Source organism: Kitasatospora sp. HUAS MG31 (assembly GCF_040571325.1).
Lineage (GTDB): Bacteria > Actinomycetota > Actinomycetes > Streptomycetales > Streptomycetaceae > Kitasatospora > Kitasatospora camelliae.
Genome location: NZ_CP159872.1, coordinates 1,966,040 through 1,992,192 on the forward strand (window position 1 = coordinate 1,966,040; position 26,153 = coordinate 1,992,192).

At 74.6% G+C, this 26,153-nt stretch carries 22 protein-coding genes; 11 read left to right on the forward strand and 11 right to left on the reverse strand.

Annotated elements, in window-relative coordinates; genetic code table 11:
- Positions 1 to 49: 49 nt before the first annotated feature.
- From ABWK59_RS09175 to ABWK59_RS09185, 3 genes are read left to right on the forward strand one after another with little or no spacing between them, the layout of a single operon-like run.
- Positions 50 to 853, forward strand: coding sequence for an ABC transporter ATP-binding protein (locus ABWK59_RS09175; protein ID WP_354639468.1), 804 nt, complete (start codon positions 50 to 52; stop codon positions 851 to 853).
- The gene (locus tag ABWK59_RS09180) at positions 840 to 1,739 is read left to right on the forward strand and encodes an ABC transporter permease (protein ID WP_354639470.1); all 900 of its coding nucleotides are present in this window, start codon (positions 840 to 842) and stop codon (positions 1,737 to 1,739) included. The genes ABWK59_RS09175 and ABWK59_RS09180 overlap by 14 nt, the downstream gene beginning before the upstream one ends.
- A 10-nt stretch (positions 1,740 to 1,749) precedes the next feature.
- A complete protein-coding gene (locus ABWK59_RS09185) occupies positions 1,750 to 2,637 on the forward strand; it encodes a sirohydrochlorin chelatase (protein ID WP_354639471.1) in 888 nt (295 codons plus the stop codon).
- A 28-nt stretch (positions 2,638 to 2,665) separates the two neighbouring features.
- Here the strand turns inward: ABWK59_RS09185 and ABWK59_RS09190 are convergent, their stop codons facing one another.
- Positions 2,666 to 3,754 carry a helix-turn-helix transcriptional regulator gene (locus tag ABWK59_RS09190; RefSeq protein WP_354639473.1) on the reverse strand — a complete coding sequence of 363 codons (1,089 nt, stop codon included), beginning with the start codon at positions 3,752 to 3,754 and terminating at the stop codon, positions 2,666 to 2,668.
- A gap of 106 nt (positions 3,755 to 3,860) precedes the next feature.
- On the opposite strand from ABWK59_RS09190, the gene ABWK59_RS09195 reads away from it, so the two are divergent.
- Positions 3,861 to 4,271: a DUF3224 domain-containing protein gene (locus ABWK59_RS09195; RefSeq protein WP_354639474.1), complete on the forward strand. Its 411-nt coding sequence runs from the start codon at positions 3,861 to 3,863 to the stop codon at positions 4,269 to 4,271.
- Between the two features lie 19 nt (positions 4,272 to 4,290).
- Here the strand turns inward: ABWK59_RS09195 and ABWK59_RS09200 are convergent, their stop codons facing one another.
- Positions 4,291 to 4,866, reverse strand: coding sequence for a hypothetical protein (locus ABWK59_RS09200; protein ID WP_354639476.1), 576 nt, complete (start codon positions 4,864 to 4,866; stop codon positions 4,291 to 4,293).
- A 53-nt stretch (positions 4,867 to 4,919) separates the two neighbouring features.
- On the reverse strand, positions 4,920 to 5,555 hold the full coding sequence (locus ABWK59_RS09205; protein WP_354639478.1) for a TetR/AcrR family transcriptional regulator: 636 nt from the start codon (positions 5,553 to 5,555) through the stop codon (positions 4,920 to 4,922).
- Positions 5,556 to 5,660: 105 nt separating this feature from the next.
- On the opposite strand from ABWK59_RS09205, the gene ABWK59_RS09210 reads away from it, so the two are divergent.
- Entirely contained in the window at positions 5,661 to 6,656 is a 996-nt protein-coding gene (locus tag ABWK59_RS09210) for an ABC transporter permease (protein ID WP_354639480.1), read from the forward strand.
- 77 nt (positions 6,657 to 6,733) lie between these two features.
- Here ABWK59_RS09210 and ABWK59_RS09215 read toward each other — a convergent pair whose 3' ends face one another.
- Positions 6,734 to 7,993 (reverse strand): MFS transporter, encoded by a 1,260-nt coding sequence (locus ABWK59_RS09215; protein ID WP_354639481.1) that lies wholly within the window; start codon positions 7,991 to 7,993, stop codon positions 6,734 to 6,736.
- Between the two features lie 131 nt (positions 7,994 to 8,124).
- Here ABWK59_RS09215 and ABWK59_RS09220 point away from each other — a divergent pair, with 131 nt between their 5' ends.
- Positions 8,125 to 8,622 (forward strand): MarR family winged helix-turn-helix transcriptional regulator, encoded by a 498-nt coding sequence (locus ABWK59_RS09220; protein WP_354639483.1) that lies wholly within the window; start codon positions 8,125 to 8,127, stop codon positions 8,620 to 8,622.
- A 111-nt stretch (positions 8,623 to 8,733) separates the two neighbouring features.
- Here the strand turns inward: ABWK59_RS09220 and ABWK59_RS09225 are convergent, their stop codons facing one another.
- Positions 8,734 to 9,750 carry a hypothetical protein gene (locus tag ABWK59_RS09225; RefSeq protein ID WP_354639485.1) on the reverse strand — a complete coding sequence of 339 codons (1,017 nt, stop codon included), beginning with the start codon at positions 9,748 to 9,750 and terminating at the stop codon, positions 8,734 to 8,736.
- A gap of 170 nt (positions 9,751 to 9,920) precedes the next feature.
- Here ABWK59_RS09225 and ABWK59_RS09230 point away from each other — a divergent pair, with 170 nt between their 5' ends.
- Positions 9,921 to 10,775 carry a helix-turn-helix transcriptional regulator gene (locus ABWK59_RS09230; RefSeq protein ID WP_354639487.1) on the forward strand — a complete coding sequence of 285 codons (855 nt, stop codon included), beginning with the start codon at positions 9,921 to 9,923 and terminating at the stop codon, positions 10,773 to 10,775.
- Positions 10,776 to 10,914: 139 nt separating this feature from the next.
- Here the strand turns inward: ABWK59_RS09230 and ABWK59_RS09235 are convergent, their stop codons facing one another.
- From ABWK59_RS09235 to ABWK59_RS09250, 4 genes are all read right to left on the reverse strand, one after another.
- The gene (locus ABWK59_RS09235; protein WP_354639489.1) at positions 10,915 to 11,517 is read right to left on the reverse strand and encodes a hypothetical protein; all 603 of its coding nucleotides are present in this window, start codon (positions 11,515 to 11,517) and stop codon (positions 10,915 to 10,917) included.
- 98 nt (positions 11,518 to 11,615) lie between these two features.
- The gene (locus ABWK59_RS09240; RefSeq protein ID WP_354639491.1) at positions 11,616 to 13,382 is read right to left on the reverse strand and encodes a DEAD/DEAH box helicase; all 1,767 of its coding nucleotides are present in this window, start codon (positions 13,380 to 13,382) and stop codon (positions 11,616 to 11,618) included.
- Between the two features lie 217 nt (positions 13,383 to 13,599).
- A complete protein-coding gene (locus ABWK59_RS09245; protein WP_030460121.1) occupies positions 13,600 to 13,803 on the reverse strand; it encodes a cold-shock protein in 204 nt (67 codons plus the stop codon).
- A 349-nt stretch (positions 13,804 to 14,152) separates the two neighbouring features.
- Positions 14,153 to 16,321 carry an MMPL family transporter gene (locus ABWK59_RS09250; RefSeq protein ID WP_354639493.1) on the reverse strand — a complete coding sequence of 723 codons (2,169 nt, stop codon included), beginning with the start codon at positions 16,319 to 16,321 and terminating at the stop codon, positions 14,153 to 14,155.
- Between the two features lie 656 nt (positions 16,322 to 16,977).
- Here ABWK59_RS09250 and ABWK59_RS09255 point away from each other — a divergent pair.
- Together ABWK59_RS09255 and ABWK59_RS09260 are read left to right on the forward strand one after the other, a co-directional pair.
- Complete coding sequence (locus ABWK59_RS09255; RefSeq protein WP_420492914.1) at positions 16,978 to 17,862, forward strand: phosphotransferase enzyme family protein; 885 nt, start codon at positions 16,978 to 16,980, stop codon at positions 17,860 to 17,862.
- 125 nt (positions 17,863 to 17,987) lie between these two features.
- Complete coding sequence (locus ABWK59_RS09260) at positions 17,988 to 19,019, forward strand: polysaccharide deacetylase family protein (protein ID WP_354639495.1); 1,032 nt, start codon at positions 17,988 to 17,990, stop codon at positions 19,017 to 19,019.
- A gap of 30 nt (positions 19,020 to 19,049) precedes the next feature.
- Here ABWK59_RS09260 and ABWK59_RS09265 read toward each other — a convergent pair whose 3' ends face one another.
- A complete protein-coding gene (locus tag ABWK59_RS09265) occupies positions 19,050 to 19,751 on the reverse strand; it encodes an exonuclease domain-containing protein (RefSeq protein WP_354639496.1) in 702 nt (233 codons plus the stop codon).
- A 95-nt stretch (positions 19,752 to 19,846) separates the two neighbouring features.
- Complete coding sequence (locus tag ABWK59_RS09270) at positions 19,847 to 21,118, reverse strand: SAV2148 family HEPN domain-containing protein (RefSeq protein WP_354639498.1); 1,272 nt, start codon at positions 21,116 to 21,118, stop codon at positions 19,847 to 19,849.
- A 395-nt stretch (positions 21,119 to 21,513) separates the two neighbouring features.
- On the opposite strand from ABWK59_RS09270, the gene glgX reads away from it, so the two are divergent.
- On the forward strand, positions 21,514 to 23,631 hold the full coding sequence (gene glgX / locus ABWK59_RS09275; RefSeq protein WP_354639500.1) for a glycogen debranching protein GlgX: 2,118 nt from the start codon (positions 21,514 to 21,516) through the stop codon (positions 23,629 to 23,631).
- Between the two features lie 103 nt (positions 23,632 to 23,734).
- Positions 23,735 to 26,101: a malto-oligosyltrehalose synthase gene (treY, locus tag ABWK59_RS09280; protein WP_354639502.1), complete on the forward strand. Its 2,367-nt coding sequence runs from the start codon at positions 23,735 to 23,737 to the stop codon at positions 26,099 to 26,101.
- Positions 26,102 to 26,153 lie beyond the last annotated feature (52 nt).

The following is a 26,153-nucleotide window of genomic DNA, read 5'->3' on the forward strand; positions in this document are numbered from 1 at the left end:
GGCCACGGGCGGGAGAGGCCCCCGACCACACCACGCAGGAGGTGCCAGGATGACCCCGGTACTGACCACCTCGGACGACACCACCGGCGTCGCGGTGACGGACCGCCCGCACGCCGTCCGCCTCTCGCACGTGCACAAGACCTTCGGACGCCCCGGCACGGCCGCCCCCGTCCTCGACGACATCTCGCTGGACGTCGCCCCCGGCGAGTTCGTCACCCTGCTCGGCGCCTCCGGCTGCGGCAAGTCCACCCTGCTCAACCTGGTCGCCGGCCTGGACAGCCCGACCGCCGGCAGCATCGAGGTGCCCGGCGGCCGGCCCGCGCTGATGTTCCAGGACCACGCGCTCTTCCCCTGGCTCACCGCCGGCCGCAACGTCGAACTCGCCCTCCGGCTGGCCGGCGTGCCCAAGGCCGAGCGCCAGGCCGAGGCCGAGCGGCTGCTCGACCTGGTCCGGCTGGGCGGCGCCTACAAGAAGCGGGTGCACGAGCTCTCCGGCGGCATGCGCCAGCGCGTCGCCCTGGCCCGCTCGCTCGCCCAGGGCTCCGACGTGCTGCTGATGGACGAGCCGTTCGCCGCGCTGGACGCCATCACCCGCGACGTGCTGCACGACGAGATCACCCGGATCTGGGCCGAGCGCAGGCTCACCGTCCTGTTCGTCACCCACAACGTCCGCGAGGCCGTCCGCCTCGCCCAGCGCGTGATCCTGCTCTCCTCCCGCCCCGGCCGGATCGCCCGCGAGTGGCGGATCGACCTGCCGCAGCCGCGCCGCATCGAGTCCGCCGGGGTGGCGGATCTGTCCATCGAGATCACCGAAGAACTGCGTGGGGAGATCCGCCGCCATGTCCAGCACTGACACCGCCGCTCCGGTCAAGGACATCGCGGACGACACCGCCAGTGTCGAGGCCGGTCTCGACGCCCTGGACTCCGTCGTCCTCCAGCACACTCCGCTCGCCGTGACCCTGCGCCGCAAGGCGCTGCCGCCGGTGATCGCGATCGCCCTGGTGCTGGCCGTCTGGCAGGCCGCGTTCAGCCTCCAGCTCACCGACGCGTACAAGCTGCCCAGCCCCGGCATGGTCTGGCACGCGCTCACCGACCTCTGGTACCAGGGCACGCTGTTCAGCGTGATCTGGACCAGCCTGTGGCGCGGCCTGTCCGGCTTCGCCGCCGCCGTGGTCATCGGCACCCCGATCGGCCTGCTGGTCGCCCGGGTCCGGCCGGTCCGGGCCGCCATCGGCCCGATCCTCTCCGGCCTGCAGTCGCTGCCCTCGGTGGCCTGGGTCCCGGCCGCGGTCATCTGGCTCGGCGTCAACAACTCCTCGATGTACGCGGTGATCCTGCTCGGCGCAGTCCCGTCCATCGCCAACGGCCTGGTGGCCGGCGTCGACCAGGTGCCGCCGTTGTTCCTGCGCGCCGGCCGCACCATGGGCGCCACCGGCCTGGCCGGCGCCCGGCACGTCCTGCTGCCCGCCGCGCTCCCCGGCTACCTGGCCGGCCTCAAGCAGGGCTGGGCCTTCTCCTGGCGCTCGCTGATGGCCGCCGAGCTGATCGCCGCCTCCCCCGACCTCGGCGTCGGCCTCGGCCGGTACCTGGAGAACCAGCGGGAGTTCGCCGACATGTCCGGGGTGCTGCTCGGCATCATCCTCATCCTGATCGTCGGCGTCGCCATCGACCTGCTGTTCTTCTCCCCGCTCGAACGCCGCGTCCTGCGCAACCGCGGCCTGCTCGTCACCACCCGGTAAGGGGTTCACGATGGACGCGACCCGTCAGGGGCGCCTGGGGGCCCCTCCCAGCCGCCGGGCCGGGGGAGGACTGCGCGCTGCGGAAGACCTCGGGCCGCACGTTCCCGCCCCGCACCGCACTCCGCGTCCCTGGGCTTCGCCCGCCCCCACCCTGCTGCTGATCGCCCACGGCAGCCGCGACCCCCGCCACGCCGCAACCGTGGACGCCCTGGTCTCCCGGCTGCGCGCGCTCCGCCCCGGCCTCGACGTGGCGACCGCCTACCTGGACCACTGCGCCCCCCGCATCCCCCAGGTGGTCGGCCGCCTCGCCGAGACCCGCACCGAGGCCGTCGCCGTCCCGCTGCTGCTCGGCCGGGCCTTCCACGCCAAGCACGACATCCCCGCCGCCCTGCGTGCGGCCGGCTCCGCCGTCCCGGTCGCCGGGGTGCTCGGCCCCTCGCCGCTGCTGCTGGACGCCCTCGACCGCCGGCTCGCCGAGGCCGGCCTGGAAGTGGCCTCCACCGCGGCACGGGCCCGCACCGGCGTGGTCCTGGCCGCGGCCGGGTCCTCCGACCCGGCGGCCAACGCCGCCACCCGCGCCCTGGCCGCCGCGTGGCGCCGCAGCCGCGGCTGGGCCGCCGTCGAGGTGGCCCACGCCTCCGCCGCCCCGCCGCACGTCCCGGACGCCGTCGCCGCCCTCCGCGCCCACCCCGCCGTCGACCGGGTCGCCGTCGCCCCCTACCTGCTGGCCCCCGGCCTGCTCCCCGACCGCATCACCGAGGCCGCCTCCACCGCCGGCGCCGACCTGATCGCCGACGTCCTCGGCCCCGCCCCCGAGATCGCCCGCCTCCTCCTCGCCCGCTACGACCGGACCCGCACCTCGACCGCCTCCGCCGGCCCGGCCGTCCTGACCGCCTGACCCGTCCGGCCTGCGCCGCAACGGCCCGTCACCCGTCGCCGCGCTCCGGTCCCTCCGCCGCCGCGTCCGCCACGAGGCCGTACCGCCGGGCCATCGCCGTCAGGGCCGCGGTGAAGTCCCGCACCAGGTCGGGCGGGCCCAGGAGTTCGGCCTCCGGGCCGAGGCCGAGCAGGTCGCCGACCGCCACGGCGGGCGACTCGACGGCGAGCCGGACCTCCACCCAGCCCTCGGCGTCCGGCTCCCCCGCGGTCTCCACCGCCCGCACCCCCAGCGCCCCGAACTTCATCGGCAGCAGCCGTACCGCCCGCGGCGAGACCCGCAGCACCGCGGTCCGCTGGTGCCGCATCTCCTCCAGCCGCCGCGCGGACTCCTCCCAGTGCGCCGCCAGCCGGAAGCCCCCGGGCCGCTCGAAGCCGGCCGCCAGCCGCTCCACCGCGAGGAACCGCGAGATCCGGTACGTCCGCACCCGGCGCCCGTCCCGCCCGTCCCGCCCGTCCCGCCCGCCCGGTCCGCCCGGTCCGTCCGGGCCGCCCTCCGGCTCCCCCGACGGCTCTGCCGCCGCCACCAGGTACCAGATGCCGCCCTTGAGCACGATGCCCAGCGGCAGCAGCTCCCGGCGCACCTCCTCGCCGTTCCACCGCCGGTACCCGGCGCGCAGCCGCCGCTGCTCCCACACCGCCTCGGCCACCGCGGCCAGGTGCGGGACCGGGTCCGCCTCACGGAACCAGGCGGGGGCGTCCAGATGGAACCGTTCCTGGATCCGCCGGGCCCGGGCGACGTGCTCGGCGGGCAGCGCGGCGCCCAACTTCAGCTGGGCCAGGGCCAGATCGGGTCCGAGCCCGAGCTCCGCGGCCTGTCCGGGCAGCCCGGCGAGGAACAGCGAGCCGGCCTCGGCGTCGGTGAGGCCGGTGAGCCGGGTGCGGTAGCCGTCCACCAGCCGGTAGCCGCCGTCCGGGCCGCGGTCCGCCAGCACGGGCACCCCGGAGGCGCCCAGCGCCTCGATGTCGCGGTACACCGTCCGCACCGACACCTCCAGCTCCGCGGCCAGTTCGGGCGCGGTCATCCGGCCGCGGTTCTGGAGCAGCAGGAGCAGGGCGAGGAGCCGGTCGGCGCGCATGGGACCGATTCTGCCGCCGGTACCTGACAGAAGGTGTCAGGTACCGCGTCGAAGCTGGTCACCGACCCCGGGGGCCGACCGCGTCCCCGCCGAGGAGAGGACCGCCATGCCCGTCCGCACCACCACCGGGACGTTCCGCTACGCCGACTGGAAGGAGGAGTCCGTCAGCCCCGAGGAAACGCTGCCGCGGCTCTCCCGCGCCTCGGTGGTCAACAGCTTCTCGGGCGGCATCACCGCCCCCGGGACGGCCTGCGTGTACGCCACCACCTACGTCACCGCGAAGACCGGCGGCTTCGTCGGCCTGGAACTGCTCACCGGCACGGTGGACGGCCGCTCCGGCAGCTTCGTCCTGGAGCAGCGCGGACACTTCGGCGAGGACGGGGTCGTGCACTGCACCTTCGAGGTGCTCGCCGGTTCCGCCACCGGTGACCTCGCGGGCCTGACCGGCTCGGGCGGCTTCACCGCCGTCCCCGGCGAGCCCGAGGTGCCCTACACCCTCGCGTACGAGCTGGACTGACCGGCGGCCGCCCGGCCGGTCACCCCGCGAGGTCCGCGGCCGCCCGGCGCAGGCGGTCGCGGGCCCACGGGTCCGGGCAGTCGGCGGCGGCGGAGCGGCACGCGGCCTCGAAGCGGGTGCGCAGCTCGGCCAGCGAGGCGCGCTCGGCGACGCTGGTCCGGGTCGGCGTCCCGTCCGCGGCGTGGCGCAGCGGCGGTTCCGCCCAGCGCCACACCCCGGCCGCGCACCCGCGCTCGTACGGGGTGCCCAGCTCCACCGTCCGCAGCAGGCTCTCCAGTACCCGCCGCCGTCCGGCCGCGGCCACCAGCGACTGCGCCAGCCAGCGCGGCGAACTGGGGTCGTCGTCGGCGGTCAGCGCCGCCAGCACCAGGTCGTAGTGCTCCGACACCCTTGCCCGGTCCACCCGTTCACCGCCGAGCGCCCGGTACGCCGCCTGCCGCTTGTGCCCGACCCGGTGGTACAGCGGGTACAACGGCTCCCGCTCCGCGAACCGCGCCACCCGCGGATCCTCCACCAGCTCGACCTCGGCCCCCAGCGCTCCCAACAACCCGTCCAGCCGCGCCTCCTGCCACTCCAGCCGCGCCGCCCGCTCCATCCCGCCGCCCTCCACTCGCCTCACCCGTCCGGCCGACCACTCAGGGGCGCGGCCTACCCGCCCGCCGGGCCCGCCTCCGCCGGGACGGTCATGCTCATCAGCCCCCGCAACCCGTCCCGCACCACCGCCACCTCGACCTCCCCGAACAGCGCCTGCTGGGCGATGAACCCCTGCGCCGTGGCGATCAGCGTCCGCGCGATGTGGTCGGCGGCCGGCCCCTCCGGCATCAGGCCGGCCGCCCGGTAGGACTCGACCAGGTCGGCCCAGATCCGCCGCAGCGCCGCGAATCCGCCCTCCAACGCCCCTGCCAGCGCGGCGTTCCGCAGGGTCTCCGTCCACACCTGGATGATCAGCCGCGCCGAGGCGCTCCGGTCCCCGTCCAGCGGCACCCGGTCCAGCACCTGCAGCAGCACCTCGGCGAGCAGCACGTCCGGGGTGGGCGGCGGCACGGCCGCGGCGGCCTCCGCGAACGCGGACCGGACGGCGCCGAAGCACTCCTCGGCGATGGCGGCGATGAGTTCGTCCTTGCCGGCGAAGTACCGGTACACCGCGCCGGCGGAGAGCCCGCACTCGCCGAGCACGTCCTGCATGGAGGTGGCGTGGAAGCCGTTGCGGGCGAAGCATCGGGCGGCGCCGTCGAGGATCTGGCGGCGGCGGGCGTCGAGGTGTTCCTGGGATACGCGGGCCATGTCACCCAACCTAAAACGAACGTTCATTCTTGACAAGCGCCGCCACCCGCAGGACAGTGGCCCGAAAAGAAAAACGAACGATCCTTCTCTTTACCGGAGGGCGCCATGTCCCCCAGCCACTCCCCCACCCGCCGCATCCTCGCCGTCTGCCTGGCCGCACCGGTCCTGGTGGCGCTGGCCCTGTGGGCGTTCGCCTGGCCGGCCGCCCGGCTGGCGCCGCGCGACCTGCCGCTCGGAGTGGCCGGCCCGGCTGCCGCGACCGCGCCGCTGGAGCAGCGGCTGGCCGACCACCACGGCGCGTTCGAGCTGCACCACTACGCGGACGCGGACGAGGCCCGCACGGCGATCGAGCACCGCGAGGTGTACGGCGCCCTGGTGGTGACCCCGGCCGGGCCCGAGCTGCTGACCGCCTCGGCGGCCGGTCCGGCGGCCGCCCAGCTGCTCCAGACCGCCGCCGCGGCCCAGTCCCCGGGCGGCACCCCGGTCCCGGTGACCGACGTGGTGCCGGCGCCGTCCGCCGACCCGCGCGGCGCGGTGCTGGGCGCCGGCCTGCTGCCGCTGGTGCTGGCGGGCGTCGCGGCGGGAGCACTGGTGACGGTCCTGGGGCTGCGCGGCGGCCGGGCGGTCGCGGCCCTCGCCGGCGCGGCGGTGCTCGCCGGGCTGGTGGCGGTCGCGGTGGCGCACGGCTGGCTGGGTGCGCTGACCGGCGGCTGGGGGGCGGAGGCGGGGGTGCTGGCGCTGACCGTGCTGGCCGTCGGCGCGACGGTCGCCGGTACCGCGGCGCTGGTGGGTCCGGCGGGTATCGGCCTGGGAGCGCTCGTGATGGTGCTGCTCGGCAACCCGTTCTCGGGCGTCGTCTCCGCTCCGGAGCTGCTTCCGGCGCCGGTCGGCGCGATCGGGCAGCAACTGCCCCCGGGTGCGGGCGGGACGCTGCTGCGCTCGGTGTCGTACTTCGACGGCGCCGGGGCCGGACGCCCGCTGCTCACCCTCACCCTCTGGGCGCTGCTCGGCCTGGCCGCCCTGGTCCTCGCCGGCACCCGCCGCCCCCGACCGGCCGCCACCACCGCACCGACCACCCCGGCGGAGCCGGCCCTCACCTGAACCCGCCCCCCACGCCCGCAGGCCCGCACCGCCCCACCGGGGACGACGCGGGCCTGCGGCACACCCGGCCCGGCGGCTCAGCGCACCCCCACCGACACGGGAACCTCCGCAGCCGGGACCGCCGTCTCCCGCAGCGCCGCGGCGCCCGACTGCCGCCGCTCCAGCCCGGCCGAGACCAGGGCCAGCAGCAGCGCGGAGGCCGCCAGCGCCGCACCGACCCAGTTGGGGGCGGTGGCGCCGAAACCGGCGGTCAGGACGAGCCCGCCGAGCCAGGCGGCCAGGGCGTTGCCCAGGTTGAAGGCGCCGATGTTGACGGCGGAGGCCAGGGTGGGCGCGTCCGCGGTCTGGTCGAGCACCCGCTTCTGCAGCGGCGGCACGGTGGCGAAGCCGAGCGCGCCGATCAGGGGGATGGTGATCGCGGCCAGCACCTTGTCGTGGGCGGTGAAGGAGAACACGGCGAGGACCACGGCCAGCGCGCCGAGCGAGGCGAAGAGCATCGGCATCAGCCGCCGGTCCGCGTACCGCCCGCCGACCAGGTTGCCGACCACCATGCCGAGGCCGAAGAGGACCAGCAGCCAGGTGACCGAGCCCTCCGCGTAGCCGGCCGCCCCGGTCATCATCGGGGCGATGTAGGTGATCGCGGCGAAGACGCCGCCGAAGCCCAGCACGGTCATCAGCATGGCCAGCACCACCTGGACGTTGCGGAAGGCGGCCAGCTCGCGCCGGATCCGGCCGGCGCCCCCGGTCGACCCGGCCCCGTCGGCCCCGTCGGTTCCGTCGACCAGGTCGGTGCGGTCGGCGGGGATGAGCGCGGCGACGCCGGCCAGGCCCAGCACGCCGAGGCCCGCGACCAGGAGGAAGGTGATCCGCCAGCCGACCTGCTGGCCGATCATCGTGCCCAGCGGGACGCCGACCACGTTGGCCACGGTCAGGCCGGTGAACATCATGGCGATCGCGCCGGCCTTCTTCTGCGGGGCGACCAGGCCGGCGGCGACGATCGAGCCGATCCCGAAGAACGCGCCGTGGGCCAGCGAGGCGATCACCCGGCCGGCCAGCGCCACGCCGAAGACGGGGGCGGCGGCGGTGACCAGGTTGCCCGCGATGAACAGGCCCATCAGCAGCATCAGCATCCGCTTGCGGGAGATCCGGGTGCCGAGGACGGCGAGCAGCGGGGCGCCGACCACCACGCCGAGGGCGTAGCCGGTGGTGAGCAGGCCGGCGGTGGGGACGGTGACGCCGTAGTCCTGGGCCATCAGGGGCAGCAGCCCCATGATCACGAACTCGGTGGTTCCGATGCCGAAGGCGCCGATGGCGAGCGCCAGTAGTGCGAGTGGCATGGGGAAGCCTTCCATTGCATGCGGTCGTTACAGGCTTCGACAATAATTGCAGACGCAGGTACTTGCAAACGCTGTCTATTGCGGTGTTGCCCTAAGCTGGGAGGACAACGGTGAAAGGAGTCGGTGGTCCCATGGAGCGAACCGAGGTGCGGCGGAAGGCCACGAACCGCCCCGAGCCGGCGCTCGCCCACGGCTGGTGTGCCCTGTCCGCCCTGCACGGCCGGATCGAGGCCCACATCGAGCGCGCCCTGCAGGCCGAACACGACCTGAGCGAGCGGGAGTTCTCGGTCCTGGACGTGCTCAGCGCCCAGCACGACGGCGAGGGCGGGCACGTCCGGATGCACGAGCTGGCCGACGCCGTGGTCCTCAGCCAGAGCGCCACCACCCGCCTGGTCAACCGGCTGGAGGACCGCGGCCTGCTCACCCGGTACCTCTGCGCCACCGACCGCCGCGGGATCTACACCGACGTCACCGAGGCCGGGCTCGACCTGCTGGAGAAGGCCCGCCCGACCAACGACCACGCCCTGCGCGAGGCCCTGGAGTCCGCCGAGCGACGCACCGAGCTCGCCCCGCTGGTCGCGGCCGTCCGGGCCCTGGAGACGCTCGACCCGCCAGCCCCGGCCTCCTGACGCCTGACGCCTGACACCTGACGCCAGCCGCGACCCGGACGAAAGCCCGAGGGCCGATCCCCGTCCGTCCATCCGGACGGGGAGCGGCCCTCGGGCTCCGTCACCCCGCGCTCAGATCCGGCGCAGGGTGAACGTGTCCACGGGCGTGCCCGCGAACAGCAGGTCCAGGCGGCCGGAGAGCTGGTACACCGACCCGCCGGGGCCGTCGGTGAGCACCGTCGGCGCGATGTCCACGGCCGGGCGGACGGCGGTCAGCCGCGCGGTCCGCCAGCCGTCCGCCGACCGCAGTTCCACCCGGGCGTCCGCGCCCGCGCCGCCCAGCCGGTTGGTGAGGCCCAGCAGCGCGCCGCCGCCCGGACGCCACTGCAGCCCGTCCAGTCCGACCAGCCGGCCCTCGCCCGCACCCGCCACCGGGATCCGCGCGAACCGCGACGGCGCCGCCAGCGGCACCCGCCACAGCGTGCCGTCGTCGTACTTGGCGACCACCAGCACCCCGCCCTCGCGGACGATGCCGTTGAGCCCGAACGCGCCCTCCGGGGCCGCCAGTCGGGCGTCGCGCACCAGGACCGAGCCCGAACCGTCCGGGCCGACCCGGTAGATCACCGGCGCGAACGAGTCGGTGACGTACGCGGTGCCGTCCGGGCCGAACGCCAGGTCGTTGGCCAGGTGGCGGCCGCCGTCGCCGGCCACCGCCGCCAGGTCGGTGTAGAACAGCCGCCGCCCGGTCTCCAGGTCGTACGCGCCCACGCCGGCCACCCGCTGCGGCCCGGACGGCCGGGTGCGCAGGCCCGCGCCGGTGTCGCCGTTGGCCACCAGCACCCGGTGCCGCACCGGGTCCACGTGCAGGCCGATCACCGAGACCAGCACCTGGGGGTCGTCCACCAGCGTCCGGGTCGAACCGTCCGGACGGACGACCGAGACCGTGCCGTGGCGCATCGAGCCCACCAGGAACCGCTGGTGCACCGCGTCCCAGGTGGCCCCCTCGGGGTGGACCGTGTCCCCGCGCCCGGCCACCACCGCCGGGTACCGGTGCGACGACCCCACCGCCCCGGCCGGCGCCGCCCCGGCCGCCAGCAACACCCCCACGGCCACCGCGAGCAGCCCGGCACGGACGGAGTGATTCCTCATCTGACTTCCCATCGATCGCTGAAGCGGAACCCCTCCACCCTCGCCGCGCGCGCCCGGCCCCGGCAGTGCCCACGGATGCTGGCACCCCGACTACCAGGCTGACGGTCCGTTCCCGGGCGGCTCGATAATGACCGTGGCAGGACGTGCGTCCACCGGGGAGGGAACGGCCCATGAGCGTCGAGACGGAACGGCGGCGGCACGCGCTGTCGGAGTTCCTGCGGGCCCGGCGGGCGGGGCTGCGGCCGGAGGACGTCGGGATGCCGCCCGGGGTGCGGCGGCGCACGCCGGGGCTGCGGCGGGAGGAGCTGGCGCTGCTGGCCGGGGTCGGGGTGACCTGGTACACCTGGCTCGAACAGGGCCGGGAGATCAACCCCTCGCCCGAGGTGCTGGGAAGTCTGGCCCGGACCCTGCGACTCGACCACGCCGAGACCGACTACCTCTTCCGGCTGGCCGGCTGCCCGCCGCGCCCGGTGGACCCGGAGCCGTCGGCCGCGGTCCCGGCACCGCTGCTACGGGTCGTGCAGGCGCAGTCGCCCTCCCCCGCCTTCCTGATCGACGCCGACTGGGACGTCCGGGCGTGGAACCCGTCCGCCGAGGCGCTGTTCGAGTTCTCCCGCTGGTCGCCGCGCGAACGCAACCTCGGCTGGGTGGTGTTCGCCAACGAGACCAACCGCCACCGCACCGTGGACTGGGAACGGCACGCCCGCCGCACCCTCGCCGAACTCCGCGCCGCGTACGGCGAACGCGGCGGCGACGGCGCCCCCGCGGCCGAACGGCTGGCCCGCCTGATCGCCCGCCTGCGGGCCTCCTTCCCGGAGGCGGCGCGGTGGCTGGACGAGCACCAGGTGCGGGAGAAGACGGGGGCGTCGAAGGAACTGCGGCACGAGACGGTGGGGCTGCTGAGGATCGATCAGGTGGTCCTCCGAGCCCCGGACGGCTTCCAACTGGTCCTCTTCGCCCCCCAGGACGCCACCACCGAGTCCCGCCTCCGCCAACTCGCCCCCGAGCCGGTCCCCGCCCCATGAGGTCCGCGCATACCCAAGCCCCGTCACGCAAGGCCCACCCAGGGGCGCGGGGAACGGCGCGGGGCGGGAGTGACGGCGCCGCACCTTCCGATTCGCGCCGTTCCCCGCGCCCCTCGGTGGTGAGCCGAGTGCGGGAAACCTAGGACCGGAAGGCCGCCGCCAGGGGGTCGGCCTTGGTGGCGAAGTCGGTGACCACGCCGGTCCAGGAGCCGTCGTGGAAGAAGAGGTCGACGCGGCCGCGCTGGGTGACGCCCTTGGCGTTGCGCCGGGCGTCGGTGACGGCCGCCCGCGGCTCCTGCCAGTGCACGGCGTCCTCGCGTCCCAGGACGTTCCACACCGGCGAGAGGTCCACCACGGCGAGGACCCGCCGGTCGGTGACGGCGAGCACGCCGCGGCCGAGCGCGCCGCGGTCGTGCATCCGGACCACGAACCGCCCGGCCGCGCTCCCCCAGTCGCCGCCCATGCCGCGGCCGTGCCACAGCGAGTCCGGGACGGCGTCCTCCATCGCCTCCTGCGCGGCGCCGGCGGCCGTCGACAGCGGGTTGAGGGCCGCCTGCACCTTGGCCAGGGCGGCGAACGGCTTGGCGATCCGCCGTTCCAGGGCGTTCTGCGGACGCGGCGTCAGCAGCCGCTCCGGCGGCCGCGGGATGCCCGGTGCGAGCTCGAACGCGGCCGCGCCGACCAGACGTTCACCGGCCTGCAGGAACGGGGTCACCCGGTCCTGGTCGCTGGTGTCCGGCATCGCTGTGCACTCTCCCCTTCGTGTGGATGCCCACCGCTCCGGTCCCCTCCCCGGGACCGGAGCCGCCGAGCGACTCGCGCGTCAGCCCGACCCGCAGGTCAGTCGGCCGAGCGGCGCTGGCGCCCGGTGCCGTAGTTGGAGCCGCTGCGCGAGCCGGAGCCCGGCTTGGAGCGGCCCGAGGAACGCCCGATGAACCCCGCCGCCGTACGGCCGTCGCCGCCCGCGGCGCCGCCCATCCGCTGCTTGGGGCGCGGCCGGCGCGGGTTGCCGTTGGCGTCCACGTCCTTGGGCAGCCCGGACTGCTTCGACCGCGGCCGGCGCCGGGCCTGCCCCGCGTCGCCGTCCCGACCGGACGCACCACCGGAAGCGCCGCCGGACGCACGCCCCCCGGTCCGCTGCCCGGGCACCGCCGCGCCCTGCGAGACGGCCGCCGCAGCCACCGCGCCGGCCTCACCCGGCACCGGCAGCGCCACCGGCACGCCGGTGGGCGTCCGGGCGCCGGTGATCCGCTTGAGGTCGGCGTCGTCCGGGCGGGCCTTGGTGATCGTCGGGCGGATCCCGGCGACCGACATCAGCCGGTTGACCTCGCGGCGCTGCTCGGGCAGCACCAGGGTGACCACGGTGCCGGACTCGCCGGCCCGGGCGGTCCGGCCGCCGCGGTGCAGGTAGTCCTTGTGGTCGATCGGCGGATCGACGTTGACGACCAGGTCGAGGCCGTCGATGTGGATGCCGCGGGCGGCGACGTTGGTGGCGATCAGCGCGGTGACCTGGCCGTCGCGGAACTGGTCGAGCACCCGGTTGCGCTGCGGCTGGGACTTGCCGCCGTGCAGGGCGGCGGCCACCACGCCGTTGGCGCGCAACTGCTTGGCCAGCCGGTCGGCGCCGTGCTTGGTGTGGACGAACATGATCACCCGGCCCTCGCGGGCGGCGATCCGCGCGGTCGCCTCGGCCTTGTCGGCCGGGTCGAGCTGGATCAGGTGGTGGTCCATGGTGGTGACCGCGCCCGCCGAGGGGTCGACGGAGTGGGTCACCGGGTCGTCCAGGAAGCGGGTGACCAGGCGGTCGACGTTGCGGTCCAGGGTGGCGGAGAACAGCATCCGCTGCCCGCCCTCCTCGACCTGCTCCAGCAGCTTGGTGACCTGCGGCAGGAAGCCCATGTCGGCCATCTGGTCGGCCTCGTCGAGGACGGTGATCGCGACCTCGTCCAGGTGGACGTCGCCGCGGCCGATCAGGTCGTCGAGCCGGCCCGGGGTGGCGACCAGGACCTCGGTCCCGCGTCGCACCTGGTTGGACTGCCGGGTGATCGACATGCCGCCGACCACGGTGGTGATCCGCAGGTTCAGCGCGATCGCGTACGGGGAGAGCGCCTCGGTCACCTGCTGGGCCAGCTCGCGGGTGGGCACCAGGACCAGCGCCAGCGGGCGGCGGGTGCTCGCCCGGCGGCCGGCGGTCCGGGCCAGCAGCGGCAGGCCGAACGCCAGGGTCTTGCCGGAGCCGGTCCGGCCGCGGCCGAGCACGTCGCGTCCGGCCAGCGAGTCGGGCAGGGTGGCGGCCTGGATCGGGAAGGGCTCGGTGACGCCCTGGCCGGCCAGCGCGCCGAGCAGCGCCTTGGGCATCTCCAGCTCGGCGAAGCTCTCCGCCGGCGGGCGGGCCGGGGTGCCCTGGACGACGGTGAAGTCCTCGGCGGGCCGCGGCGCCGGGCGGCGGGCCGCCTGGCCGGAGCGCGCGGCGGCGGGGCCGGTCCGGGGCGCGGTGCGCGGACGGGAGGAGCCCGTCCGGGAGCGGGCGGCGCGGTCGCGGGACGGCGCGCCCTCGCGGGCGGGGCGGGAGGCGCGGTCGCGCTGCGGGCGGGAGGCGTCGGTCATGCTGCTTCCATTCCTGGTCGGCCGAGGCCACGGGTTCTCGCCGTGGCGGTGGGGCCCGGATACGGGCGTCCCCGGCCCGGTGGGCACGGGGAGGGTCGGCCGTCAGGAGTGGTGGATCACCGGTCGCCGCCCCGGCCGTTCGGCGGCATGGACGAGGGCCCGCACCCTGCGGTGCGGGCCCTCGCCGTTACGCTGCGAGTCGCCTCTGGGGCTGGACTCAGATGGCGCGGATGTTCTCCGCCTGCGGGCCCTTCTGGCCCTGGGTGACGTCGAACTCGACCTTCTGGCCCTCGACGAGCTCACGGAAGCCGGTGGACTGGATGTTCGAGTAGTGGGCGAACACGTCAGCGCCGCCACCGTCCTGCTCGATGAAGCCGTAGCCCTTTTCGCTGTTGAACCACTTCACGGTGCCGGTAGCCATAACCGTCTCCAAACTCACTGGGGCGTCAGAGCCCACACCTCGTGGGCCCCAAGTAGCCGCGATCCCCATCCGGAGACAAAACACCGGACAAAACAAATGCGCCTGTTGGTTGGAACCAGCAGGCGCACACACACGTTCATGGGAACCAATACTGCAACTGCTCCGACTGTAGCACGGCGGACCCGGCAGCAGAGGAAAAGTCTTCCTGGTCACACCGTGTTTGCCGGGTACGGAGCGGGGGCACGCGGACCTCTCGGCCCACGTGCCCCCGCCGACCCGTGCCGGGCTCGGCCCCCGCCCTACCGGGCTCGACCTCCGCCCGGACCGGACGCGGCCGCCCGGACCGGACTCAGTGGAGTCCGGCCGGCTCCGGCGTGCGCGCGGCGACCGGCTCGACCGGGCCGTGCCCGCCGATGTCGCCGTGGCCCGGCCACCAGGCTGCCCGGCCCAGCAGCGCGGTGAGCGCCGGGGTGAAGAACAGCGCCATCACGAAGGCGGCCAGGAAGATGCCGAACGCCATCGCGAAGCCGAACTCCAGCATGAACACGTTGCCGGCCAGCATGAACGTCGCGAAGGACGCCGCCAGGATGAAGCCGGCCGCCGCGACGGTCGGGCCGCCGTGGCGCAGCGCCTCGCGCGCCGCCTCGCGCGGGCTGCGGCCCTCCCGGGCCTCCTCCCGCAGGCGGGCGATGATCAGGATGTTGTAGTCGGTGCCGATCGCCACCACGAAGAGGTAGATGAGGATCGGCAGCATGAACATCATGCCCGGCTCGCCCTTGAGGTTCTGGAAGAGCAGGGTCGCGGCGCCGAGAGTGGCGGTGAAGCCGAGGCCTACCGAGGCCATCAGGTACCACGGGGCGACCACGCTGCGCAGCTGCAGGCCCAGGATCAGCAGGATCAGCAGACCCGCGATCGGGAAGACCGTCTTGTAGTCCTGGGTCATCGCCAGGTTGATGTCCTTGTAGATCGCGCTCAGACCGCCGACCTTCGCCTCGGTGCCGGCCGGGGCCTGGCTGTGGGCGACCTTGCGGAGCTCGGTCACGGCGTCGATCGCCTCGTTGCTGTCCGGCTTGTCCTTCAGCATGACGGTGAAGTCGGCCGTGGTGCCGTCCTCGCTGAGCTGCGGCTCGGGCGCGGCCTGGGCCACTCCGGGGACCGCCCCCAGCACGGCGACGTACCCCTTGAAGGTGGCCGGGTCGAGCTTGGCGCCGCCGTTGCCGGTCAGGTAGACGTGGCTCGGGTCGGCCGCGCCGGCGGAGAAGCCGTGGGCCAGCTTGTCCTGGACGACCATCGACTCCTTCTCCTTGGGCATGGAGCTGCCCGCCAGGTCGAAGATGCCGTTGTAGTTGAGGGTGCCGGCCGACAGCGCCAGCAGCACGCCGCCGGAGGCCAGGGCGACCATGGCGGGGCGCTTCTGGACCATCCGGCCGAGCGCGGTGAAGCGGGCGTTGCCCGGCTCCTGCATCCACTTCTTGCCGGGCCAGAAGACGCCGCGGGCCGGGATGACCGCGAGCAGCGCCGGGGCCAGGGTGAGCGAGGCGAAGGCGGTGATGACGACCGCGATGGCCAGCGCCGGGCCGAGGGCCTTGAACATGCCGAGGCTGGAGAGGACCAGCACCGCGAAGGCGACGGTGACCGCGCCGGCCGCGGAGGCGATGGCCTCGCCGACCCGGCCGACCGCGTTGACGACGGCCTCCTTGCGGTCGTCACCGGCCCGCAGCCGCTCGCGGTAGCGGAAGGCCAGGAACAGGAAGTAGTCGGTGCCGACGCCGAGCACGACGACGATCAGGATCGCGGACAGCACCGGGGTGCTCTCCAGGTCGAACGCCTTGGTGGCGTACGCGATCAGGCCGTTGGCCGTCGGCATGGCGAAGAACAGCGAGACGAGCAGCGGCAGGATGCCGGCCAGGACGCTGCGGAAGATGATCCCGACGATGATCGCGACCAGCACGACGGTGCTCAGCGCGATGACGGCGTCGGCCGCGCCGGAGGCCTCCTGCTGGTCCAGCGACTGGGCGGCGGCACCGCCGAGCTGGAACTTGACGTCGGTCCCCTGGGCGAGCGCCTTGCCCTCGTCGCGCAGGTCCTTGGCGACGTCGCCGAACTGCTTGGGGTCCTGCTGCTTGATCTTGTCGATGGCGATCGGCGCGAGCGCGTACTTCCCGTCCTTCGACGTGGTCTGCTCGCTGACCGGGACGATCCGCTCGACGGCGTCGATCTTCTTGTCGGTCAGGCCCTGGACGATCTTGGCCACCGCGGCCTTGTCGGCCTCGGTCAGCGCGCCACCGTCGGAGCGCTCGAACAGCGCGAGCGCCGAGGGCGTGAAGCTGGCCGGAAACGCCTTCTCCTGGACGGCGGCGGCCTGGATCGACTCGTAGTGCTTGGGCAGGAACGACGCCTCGTCGGTCTGCGCGGTGACCGTCGGCGCGGAGACGGCGATGGCGATCATGCCGACCAGCCAGGCGGCGATCACCCACCAGGCCCGCCTGACGACGAATTGTCCGATTCGGTGGAACATGCTCGAAATGCCTCCTGGGCATGGTTCACCGCCGCCCCGGGGACGGGTACTGGGCAACGGCAGGACCGGACAGGTGCGCGGACGCGTTCCTTAGCCGGTCGGCAGGTAAGTATGTGCGGGCGCCATCCTACGAACCCTTACCCGCCTCCCGGCAACCGGGATTTCGCAGGCGCCCACCCCTAGGGGCAGCCCGGACGACTCCCCCGCACCATCGTGACGGGTCCCCGCCCCCTCCCACCTCCTGCTCCGGGGGGAGACGCCTCCCCCGCAGGGTGGATCCGCGACCGACCCCAGGGGAGGAGATCCGGCGCCCCGACCCTGAGGACAACCCCACCCCCGGGGCGGGGAGAGCCGGGGTCGGATCCACCCGCCGACCCGATGTCCCGTCAGTTCCGGTTTCCGTCGCGTCGATCGATCCGCCCGACCGCGCCGGCGGCCCGACCCCCGGCGGCCGCGGGCCGCCGCTCTCCCGAGGGAAACGACACCGTGAGACAAGGACTCGCCTCCGCCATGGGCACGTGGAGCGCCCGACACCGGAAGACGGCCGTCTTCGGCTGGCTGCTGTTCGTCGTGCTGGCCGCCTGGGAGGGACGCCCCGCGCACCCCGGTGCACTCCTTCCGGCAGCCGGCGTGGTGCACTCCTCCCAGTGGCCGACCTGGACGGGAGCGATCCGGTGGTGTTCGACGAGACACGGGCGCGGGCGGTGCTGCGGGCCGCGTGCACGACGGCGGGGCTGCCGGCCGGCGACCCGCGGGTGCTGGGGATGGGCGAGAACGCGGTGTTCGACCTCGGCGACCCCGCCGTGGTGGCGAAGGTGGGACGGACACCGGCGGTGTCCCGGGAGCCCGCGGTCGCCACGTGGCTGAGCTCACACGGGGTGCCGACGGTCCGCCCGTACCTGCCGGAGGCGGTGACGGCGCTGGGACATCCGGTGACCTTCTGGCACCGCCTCCCCGCGCCGGTCCGCCCGGCCCGCCCGGTCGACCTGGCCCCGCTGCTCGGCGCCCTGCACCGCCTCCCCGCCCCTGACCTCCCCCTCCCGCCGCGCGACCTGCTCGCGCCGGTCGACCGCTGGCTCGCCGCCGCCGGCGACGCGATCGACCCGGCCGACGCCGCGTTCCTGCGCCGCCGGAAGGAGAGCTTCGTCACGGCGGCGGCCGCCGTGGAGCCGCATCTGCCGCCGGGCGTGCTGCACGGCGACGCCCTGCCGCGCAACGTCCGGGTGACCGCGGACGGCCCGGTGCTGCTCGACCTGGAGAACGTTTCCGTGGACCTGCGCGAGCACGACCTGGTGGTGCTGGCGCTGGCTCAGGACCGGTACGGCGTACCGGCCCAGGAGTACGCGGCCTTCACCCGGGCGTACGGCTGGGACGTCCGGGAGTGGCCGCACGTCGCGGTGCTGCGCGGTGCGCGGGAGACGGCGAGCGCCGCGTGGGTGGCGCAGCAGGTGCCCGGAAATCCGGCCGCTCTGGGCGAGTTCCGTCGCCGGGTGGCCTCGCTGCGTGACGGCGGGGCCCCCGTACGATGGTTCGCGTTCTGACCATTCCGCTGAGCGGCGTCCGTAGAAGTGCCCGCTTCCTCCCGCGGAACCACCCCGATCGTGCCCTGCGTCACATCCCGCGACGCACCGCCCCACGGCGCCGGTACGACGCCAGGAGTAGTCCCATGGTGATTCGTTCCACTTTCTCCCGACACCGCCGTGCGCTCAGCGCCGGCGCAGCCCTGCTCGCCGTCCCCGCCCTGGCGGTGGCCCTCGGCAGCACCGACCACGAGAAGACGAGCAACACCGCCGCCCACGCGCCGGCGCAGAGCCCGAGCGGCTCCGCGGTGGCCGGTGCGGCCGGCCCGGGCTCCCAGCAGCAGCGCTCGGTGCCCTCCTCGCCCGCGTCCCCCTCGACGCCCTCCGACCCCACCGGCTCCGTCGGCGCCTCCTCGGCCCTGACGCCGTCCCCGGCCGACGCCTCGGAGTCGAACGCGGCGCGCTCGGCCGACCGGCCGACCGTCCCGGCGCCGTCCTCGGCGACGCCGTCCCCCGCCACGCCGAGCCCGGACGCCTCCGCGAGCCCGGGCAGCCGGCCGGCCCCGCAGCGCCCGGCCCCCGGGTCGCTGATCGGCCACACCGCCTCCGGCGGCCGGACCGTCGCGCTGACCTTCGACGACGGCCCGGGCCCGGCCACCGGCCCGGTCCTGGACCTGCTCGCCCAGTACGGCGCCAAGGCCACCTTCTGCCAGGTCGGCAAGGAGGTCGACCGCGATCCGGCGGCGGTGCAGCGGATCCTGGCGGAGGGTCACCAGCTGTGCGACCACACCGCGGACCACCCGCAGCCGATGCACCGGCAGTCGCACGACCAGCAGGTGACCGAGATCGGCGCGGCCAAGGACTCCATCCGCAAGGCGGGCGGCGCCGGGGCCAAGGTGACCTGGTGGCGCGCGCCGGGCGGCGACTTCACCGCCGAGAACGTCCGGATCGCCAAGGAGCAGGGCATGAAGTCCCTGACCTGGACGGTCGACCCGCGCGACTGGTCGAAGCCGGGCACCCAGGCGATCGTCTCCACCGTCCAGCAGGACCTCAAGCCGGGCGGCGTGGTCCTCTTCCACGACGGCGGCGGCGACCGCACCCAGACCGTCGAGGCGCTGAAGCAGCTGCTCCCGTGGCTGGTCGCCCAGGGCTACACCTTCGACTTCCCGGCGTCCTGACCCTCCCCTCCCGTCCCGCCCCCGGCCGCCCTACCGCAGCGGCCAGCGCGGGTCGACCACCGCCTCGGCGTCCTTGCCGCGGCGCAGCCAGGCCTGCAGACCCTCGGCCCACTGCCGGTGCCAGTCGATCTGGCGCTCGTGCAGCTGGCCCGGGGTCAGCTCGCCGACCCCGGCGCCGTAGCGCTCGGCCAGGGCGACCGCGACCCGGACGGCGGCGAGGGCGTCGCTGCCGGCCTGGTGGGCGTCGGTGAGCTCGACCCCGTACACCTCGCACACCTTCTGCAGGGTGCGGGAGCCCTTGCGGTACTTGTCCACCGCGCGGTCGATCACCAGCGCGTCCAGCACCGGGCCGACCCGGCCGCCGAGCCGCTCGGCGAGGCCGGGGCGGCCGTGGCGGCGGAGTTCGGCCTCCAGCAGGGAGAGGTCGAACGGGGCGTTGAAGGCGACCACCGGGCGGCCGAGGGCGAGCCGGTCGCAGAGCGCCCGGGCTATCTCCTCCACCGCCTCGGCGGCCGGGCGGCCCCGGCGGCGCGCGTGGTCGTCGCTGATGCCGTGGATGGCGGTGGCGTCGGCGGGTATCGCCACGCCCGGGTCGAGCAGCCAGTCGGCGACGGACTCGATGCGCCCGCCGACGGTGTCGACCAGCGCGGCGGTGACGATCCTGGACTCGGCCGGATCGGTGCCGGTGGTCTCCAGGTCGAATCCGACCAGTGGCCCCTTCCACCACGTCATCTGGCACGTCCTTCCCTCGGTGTCCCAGTGGCACGGACCATCATCGCGCCTGCCACTGACAGCCGGCCGCCGGCCCGGGGCGCGGGCCGGCGGCGTCAGGAGACGGCGCGGGAGTCCGCCCAGACGCCCTCGAACTCCTCGCGGTAGACCTCCAGCAGCCCGGGCTCGGTGCCGCCGGGCTCCTGGCCGGCGCCGCCGCGCAGCACCAGCGCGGGCGACTCGATGCCGCGGGCCCGCCGCAGGTAGGGCTGGATCACGCCGAGGTCGAAGGAGCGCCGGCGCCCGCCGGGGCCGGTCACCTTGGGGCCCTCGACCAGGTACGCGGTGAACCGCGGCATCTCGTCGAACACCCGGATCTCGAAGCCGCCTGGGTCGCGCAGCCGGGCCCTCACCCGGCGGACGTGCATGATGTTCATCTCGACCGAGCGGCCCAGTTCGCCGCGGCCGAGGCCGAGTTCCCGCTCGCGCCGCTTCACCGCGCTGCTGGCCGGGTTGAGGAAGAGCAGCCGGACCCGGCAGCCGTCGGTGGCCAGCCGGACCAGCCGCTTGCCGGTGTAGTTCTGGCAGAGCATACCGAGGCCGATGCCGACCGCGTCGAGCCGGCGGGCGCCGTCGAGCAGGTCCTCCACCGGCAGGTCGCGCTGGAGCCGGACCCGGTCGGCGTGGACCGCGACCACGTCCGCGTACCGGCCGGCGACCAGGGCCTCGACCACGTCGGCGGGCACCCCGCCGTGGCCGCCGTCGAGCAGGGCGAGCAGCCGGGCGGCGGCCCGCTCGGTCTGGTCGAGCACGGTCTGCGAGAGGCTGCGGTTGCGGGAGACCACGTGCCGGGCGACCTCCAGCTCGTCCAGCGCCATCTCCACCTCGCGCCGGTCCACCAGGTACGGCTCGAAGCAGGGCCAGTGCTGCACCATCAGCTCGCGCAGCTGGGGCAGGGTGAGGAAGACCAGCGGGTCGTCGTCGGCCGGGTCCAGCAGGTAGCCCTTGCGGCGGCTGACCTCGCGGACGGCGCCGGCCCGCAGCACCCACTCCTCGCCGGCCGGGCCGGCGGCGGCGGTGACCCAGTCCTCGCCGTGGGCGGGCGCGTAGACCGGGCGCAGCACCTCGTCCAGCAGGGCGCGCATCCGCTGTTCGACGAGGTTCAGCCAGACGTAGGCGCGGCCGGCCAGCCGGACCCGCCGGTAGGCGGTGTCCCACTCGGCGGCCTCCCAGGCGAGCGGGGGCCCGTCGAGCACCTGGCCCTGGGCGGGCAGGGGGCCGCGCCCGGTGCCGGAGGAGCGCATGACCAGGGTCGGCGCCTCACTGCGGCCGGAACCCGGATCGGTCCCGTCCAGGCCGCCGCCCCGGCCGCCGGCGGGGAACCCCATGCGCTACCTCACCTCTCGGTCCGCCGCTCGGGGTGACGGGCCGTCCACTGACACGGTCTCAACCATGGCGGGCGGCAGAGCCTGTGTCCGCATGGGGTCCGGCGAGCTCTCCGGACGATCAAGGGTACTGCTCGGGACGCGTGGGCCGCAGCCCGTTGACGGGAGCCCCGGGCCGCATCCCGCCACCGGGGCTTCACCGACACGGGGGTTTCACGCCACGGACACCCGTTCGGGCGAACAAGTGGCAAATGGGCGCGGCCCGGAGCCGAACGCCGGGGAGGATGCCACAGGTGCCGTGCGTCACGGCGCGGACGGGCCGCAGACGCTCCGGCGCTCCCGAGGGAAGGCCCGGGGGCAGCGCCGGTTCCCGTTCACCACACGGAGGTCGAGGACACATGCAGGTCTGGCCAGGGCAGCCGTACCCGCTCGGCGCCACCTACGACGGAGCGGGCACCAACTTCGCCGTGTTCTCCGAGTCCGCCGACCGGATCGAGCTCTGCCTGATCGACGAGGACGGCTCCGAGACCGCCGTCGAGCTGCGCGAGACCGACGCCTTCGTCCGGCACGCCTACCTGCCCGGCGTCCAGCCCGGCCAGCGCTACGGCTTCCGCGTGTACGGCCCGTACAACCCGGGCCTGGGCCAGCGGCACAACAGCGCCAAGCTGCTGCTCGACCCGTACGCCAAGGCGATGAGCGGCACCGTCGACTGGGACGAGTCGGTGTACGGCTACCACTTCGGCGCCCCGGAGCGCCGCAACGACCTGGACTCCGCCCCGCACACCATGCACTCGGTGGTGATCAACCCGTACTTCGACTGGGGCACCGACCGCCCGCCGCGCACCGACTACCACCGCACGGTGCTGTACGAGGCGCACGTCAAGGGCCTCACCCAGCTGCACCCGGGCATCCCGGAGGAGATCCGCGGCACGTACGCGGGCCTGGCGCACCCGGCGGTGATCGAGCATCTGGCCAAGCTGGGGATCACCGCCATCGAGCTGATGCCGGTGCACCAGTTCGTCCGGGACCACCGGCTGCGCGACCTCGGGCTGTCCAACTACTGGGGCTACAACACCGTCGGCTACTTCGCCCCGCACTCCTCGTACTCCTCCACCGGCGACCGCGGGCAGCAGGTGCAGGAGTTCAAGTCGATGGTGAAGTCCCTGCACGCGGCGGGGATCGAGGTGATCCTCGACGTGGTCTACAACCACACCGCGGAGGGCAACCACCTCGGGCCGACGCTCTCCTTCCGCGGCCTGGACAACGTCTCCTACTACCGCCTCGCCAAGGACCAGCGCTTCTACGAGGACACCACCGGCACCGGCAACAGCCTGCTGATGCGCAGCCCGCACGTGCTCCAGATGATCATGGATTCGCTGCGGTACTGGGTCACCGAGATGCACGTGGACGGCTTCCGCTTCGACCTCGCCGCCACCCTGGCCCGGCAGTTCCACGAGGTCGACCGGCTGTCCTCGTTCTTCGACCTGGTCCAGCAGGACCCGGTGGTCTCCCAGGCCAAGCTGATCGCCGAGCCCTGGGACCTCGGCGAGGGCGGCTACCAGGTCGGCAACTTCCCGCCGCTGTGGACCGAGTGGAACGGCATGTACCGGGACACCGTCCGCGACCTGTGGCGCGGCGAGCACGCCACGCTCGCCGAGTTCGGCTCCCGGCTCACCGGCTCCTCGGACCTGTACCAGGACGACGGCCGCCGCCCGATCGCCTCGATCAACTTCGTCACCTGCCACGACGGGTTCACCCTGGCCGACCTGGTCTCGTACAACGAGAAGCACAACGAGGCCAACCAGGAGGACAACCGCGACGGCGAGTCCTTCAACCGCTCGTGGAACTGCGGCGTGGAGGGCGAGACCGACGACCCGGCCGTCCTGGAGCTGCGGGCCCGCCAGCAAAGGAACTTCATCGCCACGCTGATGCTCTCCCAGGGCGTGCCGATGCTCTCGCACGGCGACGAGCTGGGCCGCACCCAGCGGGGCAACAACAACGCCTACTGCCAGGACGGCGAGCTGACCTGGGTGCGGTGGCCGCAGGGCGGCGGGCCGCGGGCCGAGCTGCTGGAGTTCACCCAGGGCATGATCTGGCTCCGCCGCGACCACCCGGTGTTCCGGCGGCGCCGCTTCTTCCACGGCCGGCCCGTCTCCGGCACCCACGACGACCTCACCGACATCGCCTGGTTCACCCCCTCCGGCGAGGAGATGACCAAGCGGGACTGGTCCACCAGCTACGCGCGGTCGCTGACCGTGTTCCTCAACGGCAACGCGATCTCCGAGCCGGACCGGCGGGGCGGGAAGATCGTCGACGACTCCTTCCTGCTGATGTTCAACGCCCACTCCGAGCCGCTGGAGTTCACCGTCCCGGCGGACCACGGCGACGCCTGGGTGGTGGTCGTGGACACCACCCTGCCCACCCTCCCCGCCCCGGGCACCGGCACCCGCGTCAAGGCCGGCGACACCTTCTGGCTCACCGACCGCTCCCTCCTCGTCCTCCAGCGCCCGGCCTGAGGCCCTCCCGTGGAACGCGCCCGTCACCGAGCCCCTCGTCCGGGTCCCCCCATTCGTACGAAGGCCGCCATAGCCGGGCGGCAGCCCGGGTAGGGATCACGGCATGACCGACGCCGCACGCCCTCCGACGGCCACGTACCGTCTCCAGCTGCAGCCCGGCTTCACGCTGCGCGACGCCGAGCACGCCGTGCCCTACCTCGCCGCCCTCGGCGTCTCGCACCTGCACCTCTCCCCGCTGCTGGAGGCCGTCCCCGGCTCCACCCACGGCTACGACACGGTCGACCACGGCCGGATCAGCGAGCAGCTCGGCGGCGAGGACGCCCTGCGCGCGCTCGCCGCCGAGGCGCACCGGCACGGCCTGCGCCTGATCGCCGACGTGGTGCCCAACCACATGGCGCTGCCGGTGCCCGAGCGGCTGAACCGGCCGCTGTGGCACGTGCTGCGGGACGGCCCGGACTCGGAGTACGCCCGCTGGTTCGACGTCGACTGGACGGCCCAGCCCGGCCCGGTGGACGCGCCGGCCCGCGGACGGCTGCTGCTGCCGCTGCTGGGCGACCGGCTGGGCGCGGTGATGGACCAGCTGGTGGTGGACGGCGAGGTGCTGCGCTACCACGAGCACGCCTTCCCGCTGCGGCCGGGCACCGGGGACCTGCCGCTGCCGGAGCTGCTGGAGCGCCAGTGGTACCGGCTGGCGTGGTGGCGGGTGGCGGACGGGGAGGTGAACTACCGCCGGTTCTTCACGGTGAACGAGCTGATCGCGGTGCGGATGGAGGTGCCGGAGGTCTTCGAGGCCACCCACGCCGTGCTGATGCGGCTGCACGGCGAGGGCGTGCTGGACGGGTTCCGGATCGACCACCCGGACGGGCTGGCCGATCCGCGCGGCTACCTGCGCCGGCTCGCCGAGGCCACCGGCGGGGCGTACACGGTGGTCGAGAAGATCCTCACCGGCGAGGAGCGGCTGCCCGCCGACTGGCCGTGCGCGGGGACGACCGGGTACGACGCGCTGCGCCGGATCGACGGGGTGCTCACCGACCACGCGGGGGCCGAGCGGCTGTTCACCGCCTACCAGCGGGACGTGGCCGACCGGACCTCGCCGGCTGAGGCGGCCCGGGCCGGCCGGGCGGAGCTGGTCGCGCCGGACGGCGAGCTGGCCGCCGAGGTGGACCGGCTGGTGCGGCTGGTGCAGCGGATCTGCGCAGCCGATCCGGCGCTGGCGGACCACCCGGCGCTGGCCGTCCGGCAGGAGCTGGGCGAGCTGCTGGCCGGCTACCCGGTGTACCGGCCGTACGTGGTGCCGGGCGAGCCGGCGCCGGACGCGGCGGTGGCGCAGCTGGGCGGCCCGGTGCAGGACCCGACGGCGCGGCTGCTGCGCGATCTGGCGCTGGGCCGGCTGGGGCGGAGTGCGGCGAAGGACGAGTTCTGCGCCCGGTTCGGGCAGACCGCCTCGGCGGTGGCCGCGAAGGGGGTGGAGGACACCGCGTTCTACCGGTGGAACGCCCTGTTGAGCCTGAACGAGGTGGGCGGTCAGCCGACGCACCCGGGCGTCACCCCGGCGGAGTTCCACCGCTGGTGCGGGTACCTGGAGGAGCAGTGGCCGCTGTCGATGACGGCGCTGTCCACCCATGACACCAAGCGCAGCGCGGACGCCCGGGCCCGGCTGGCGGTGCTGGCGGAGCTGCCGGAGATGTGGGCGGCCGAGTGCGCGGCGTGGACCACGGCGGCCGGGCCCTGTCCGGACCGTCCGACGGCCTGGCTGCTGTGGGAGACCCTGATCGCGGCCTGGCCGATCCCGGTGGAGCGGTTGACCGGGGTGCTGCTGAAGTCGGTGCGGGAGGCGAAGCGGCGGACCTCCTGGACGGTCCCGGACGAGGGGTTCGAGCGGCGGTTGCTCACGTACGCGCGGGACGCGCTGGGCAATCCGGGGCTGTGTCCGCGGATCGAGGGGTTCGTGCGGCTGCTGGCGCCGTTCGCGCGGAGCAACAGCCTGGCGGCGGCGCTGCTGCACCTGACGGTGCCGGGGGTGCCGGACGTGTACCAGGGCAGCGAGGAGCCGCTGTACACGCTGGTGGACCCGGACAACCGGGCGCCGGTGGACCTGGGCCGGCTCGCGGTGCGGCTCACCGACTCCCCCGCCGACCGGCCCGGCGACCTGGCCCGGGAGAAGCTGCACCTGACCACCACGGCACTGCACCTGCGCCGGACCCGCCCGCTGGGCGCGTACCGGCCGGTGGTCGCGCACGGCCCGTCCGCCGACCACCTGGTGGCCTTCGAGCGCGGCCCGGAGGTGATCGCGGCGGTGACCCGGCTGCCGTACGGGCTGCACCGGGCCGGCGGCTGGCGGGAGACCGTGCTGGAGCTGCCGGCCGGCCGCTGGACGGACGAGCTCACCAACCGCCACTACGAGGCGGGTCCGGTGCAGCTGAGCTGGCTGCTGGAGCACCACCCGGTGGCGCTGCTCACCCGGTCCTGATCCTCCGGTCCACCCCGGTCCGTCCGCCGCCGGCGCGGGCGGACCGTTCCCT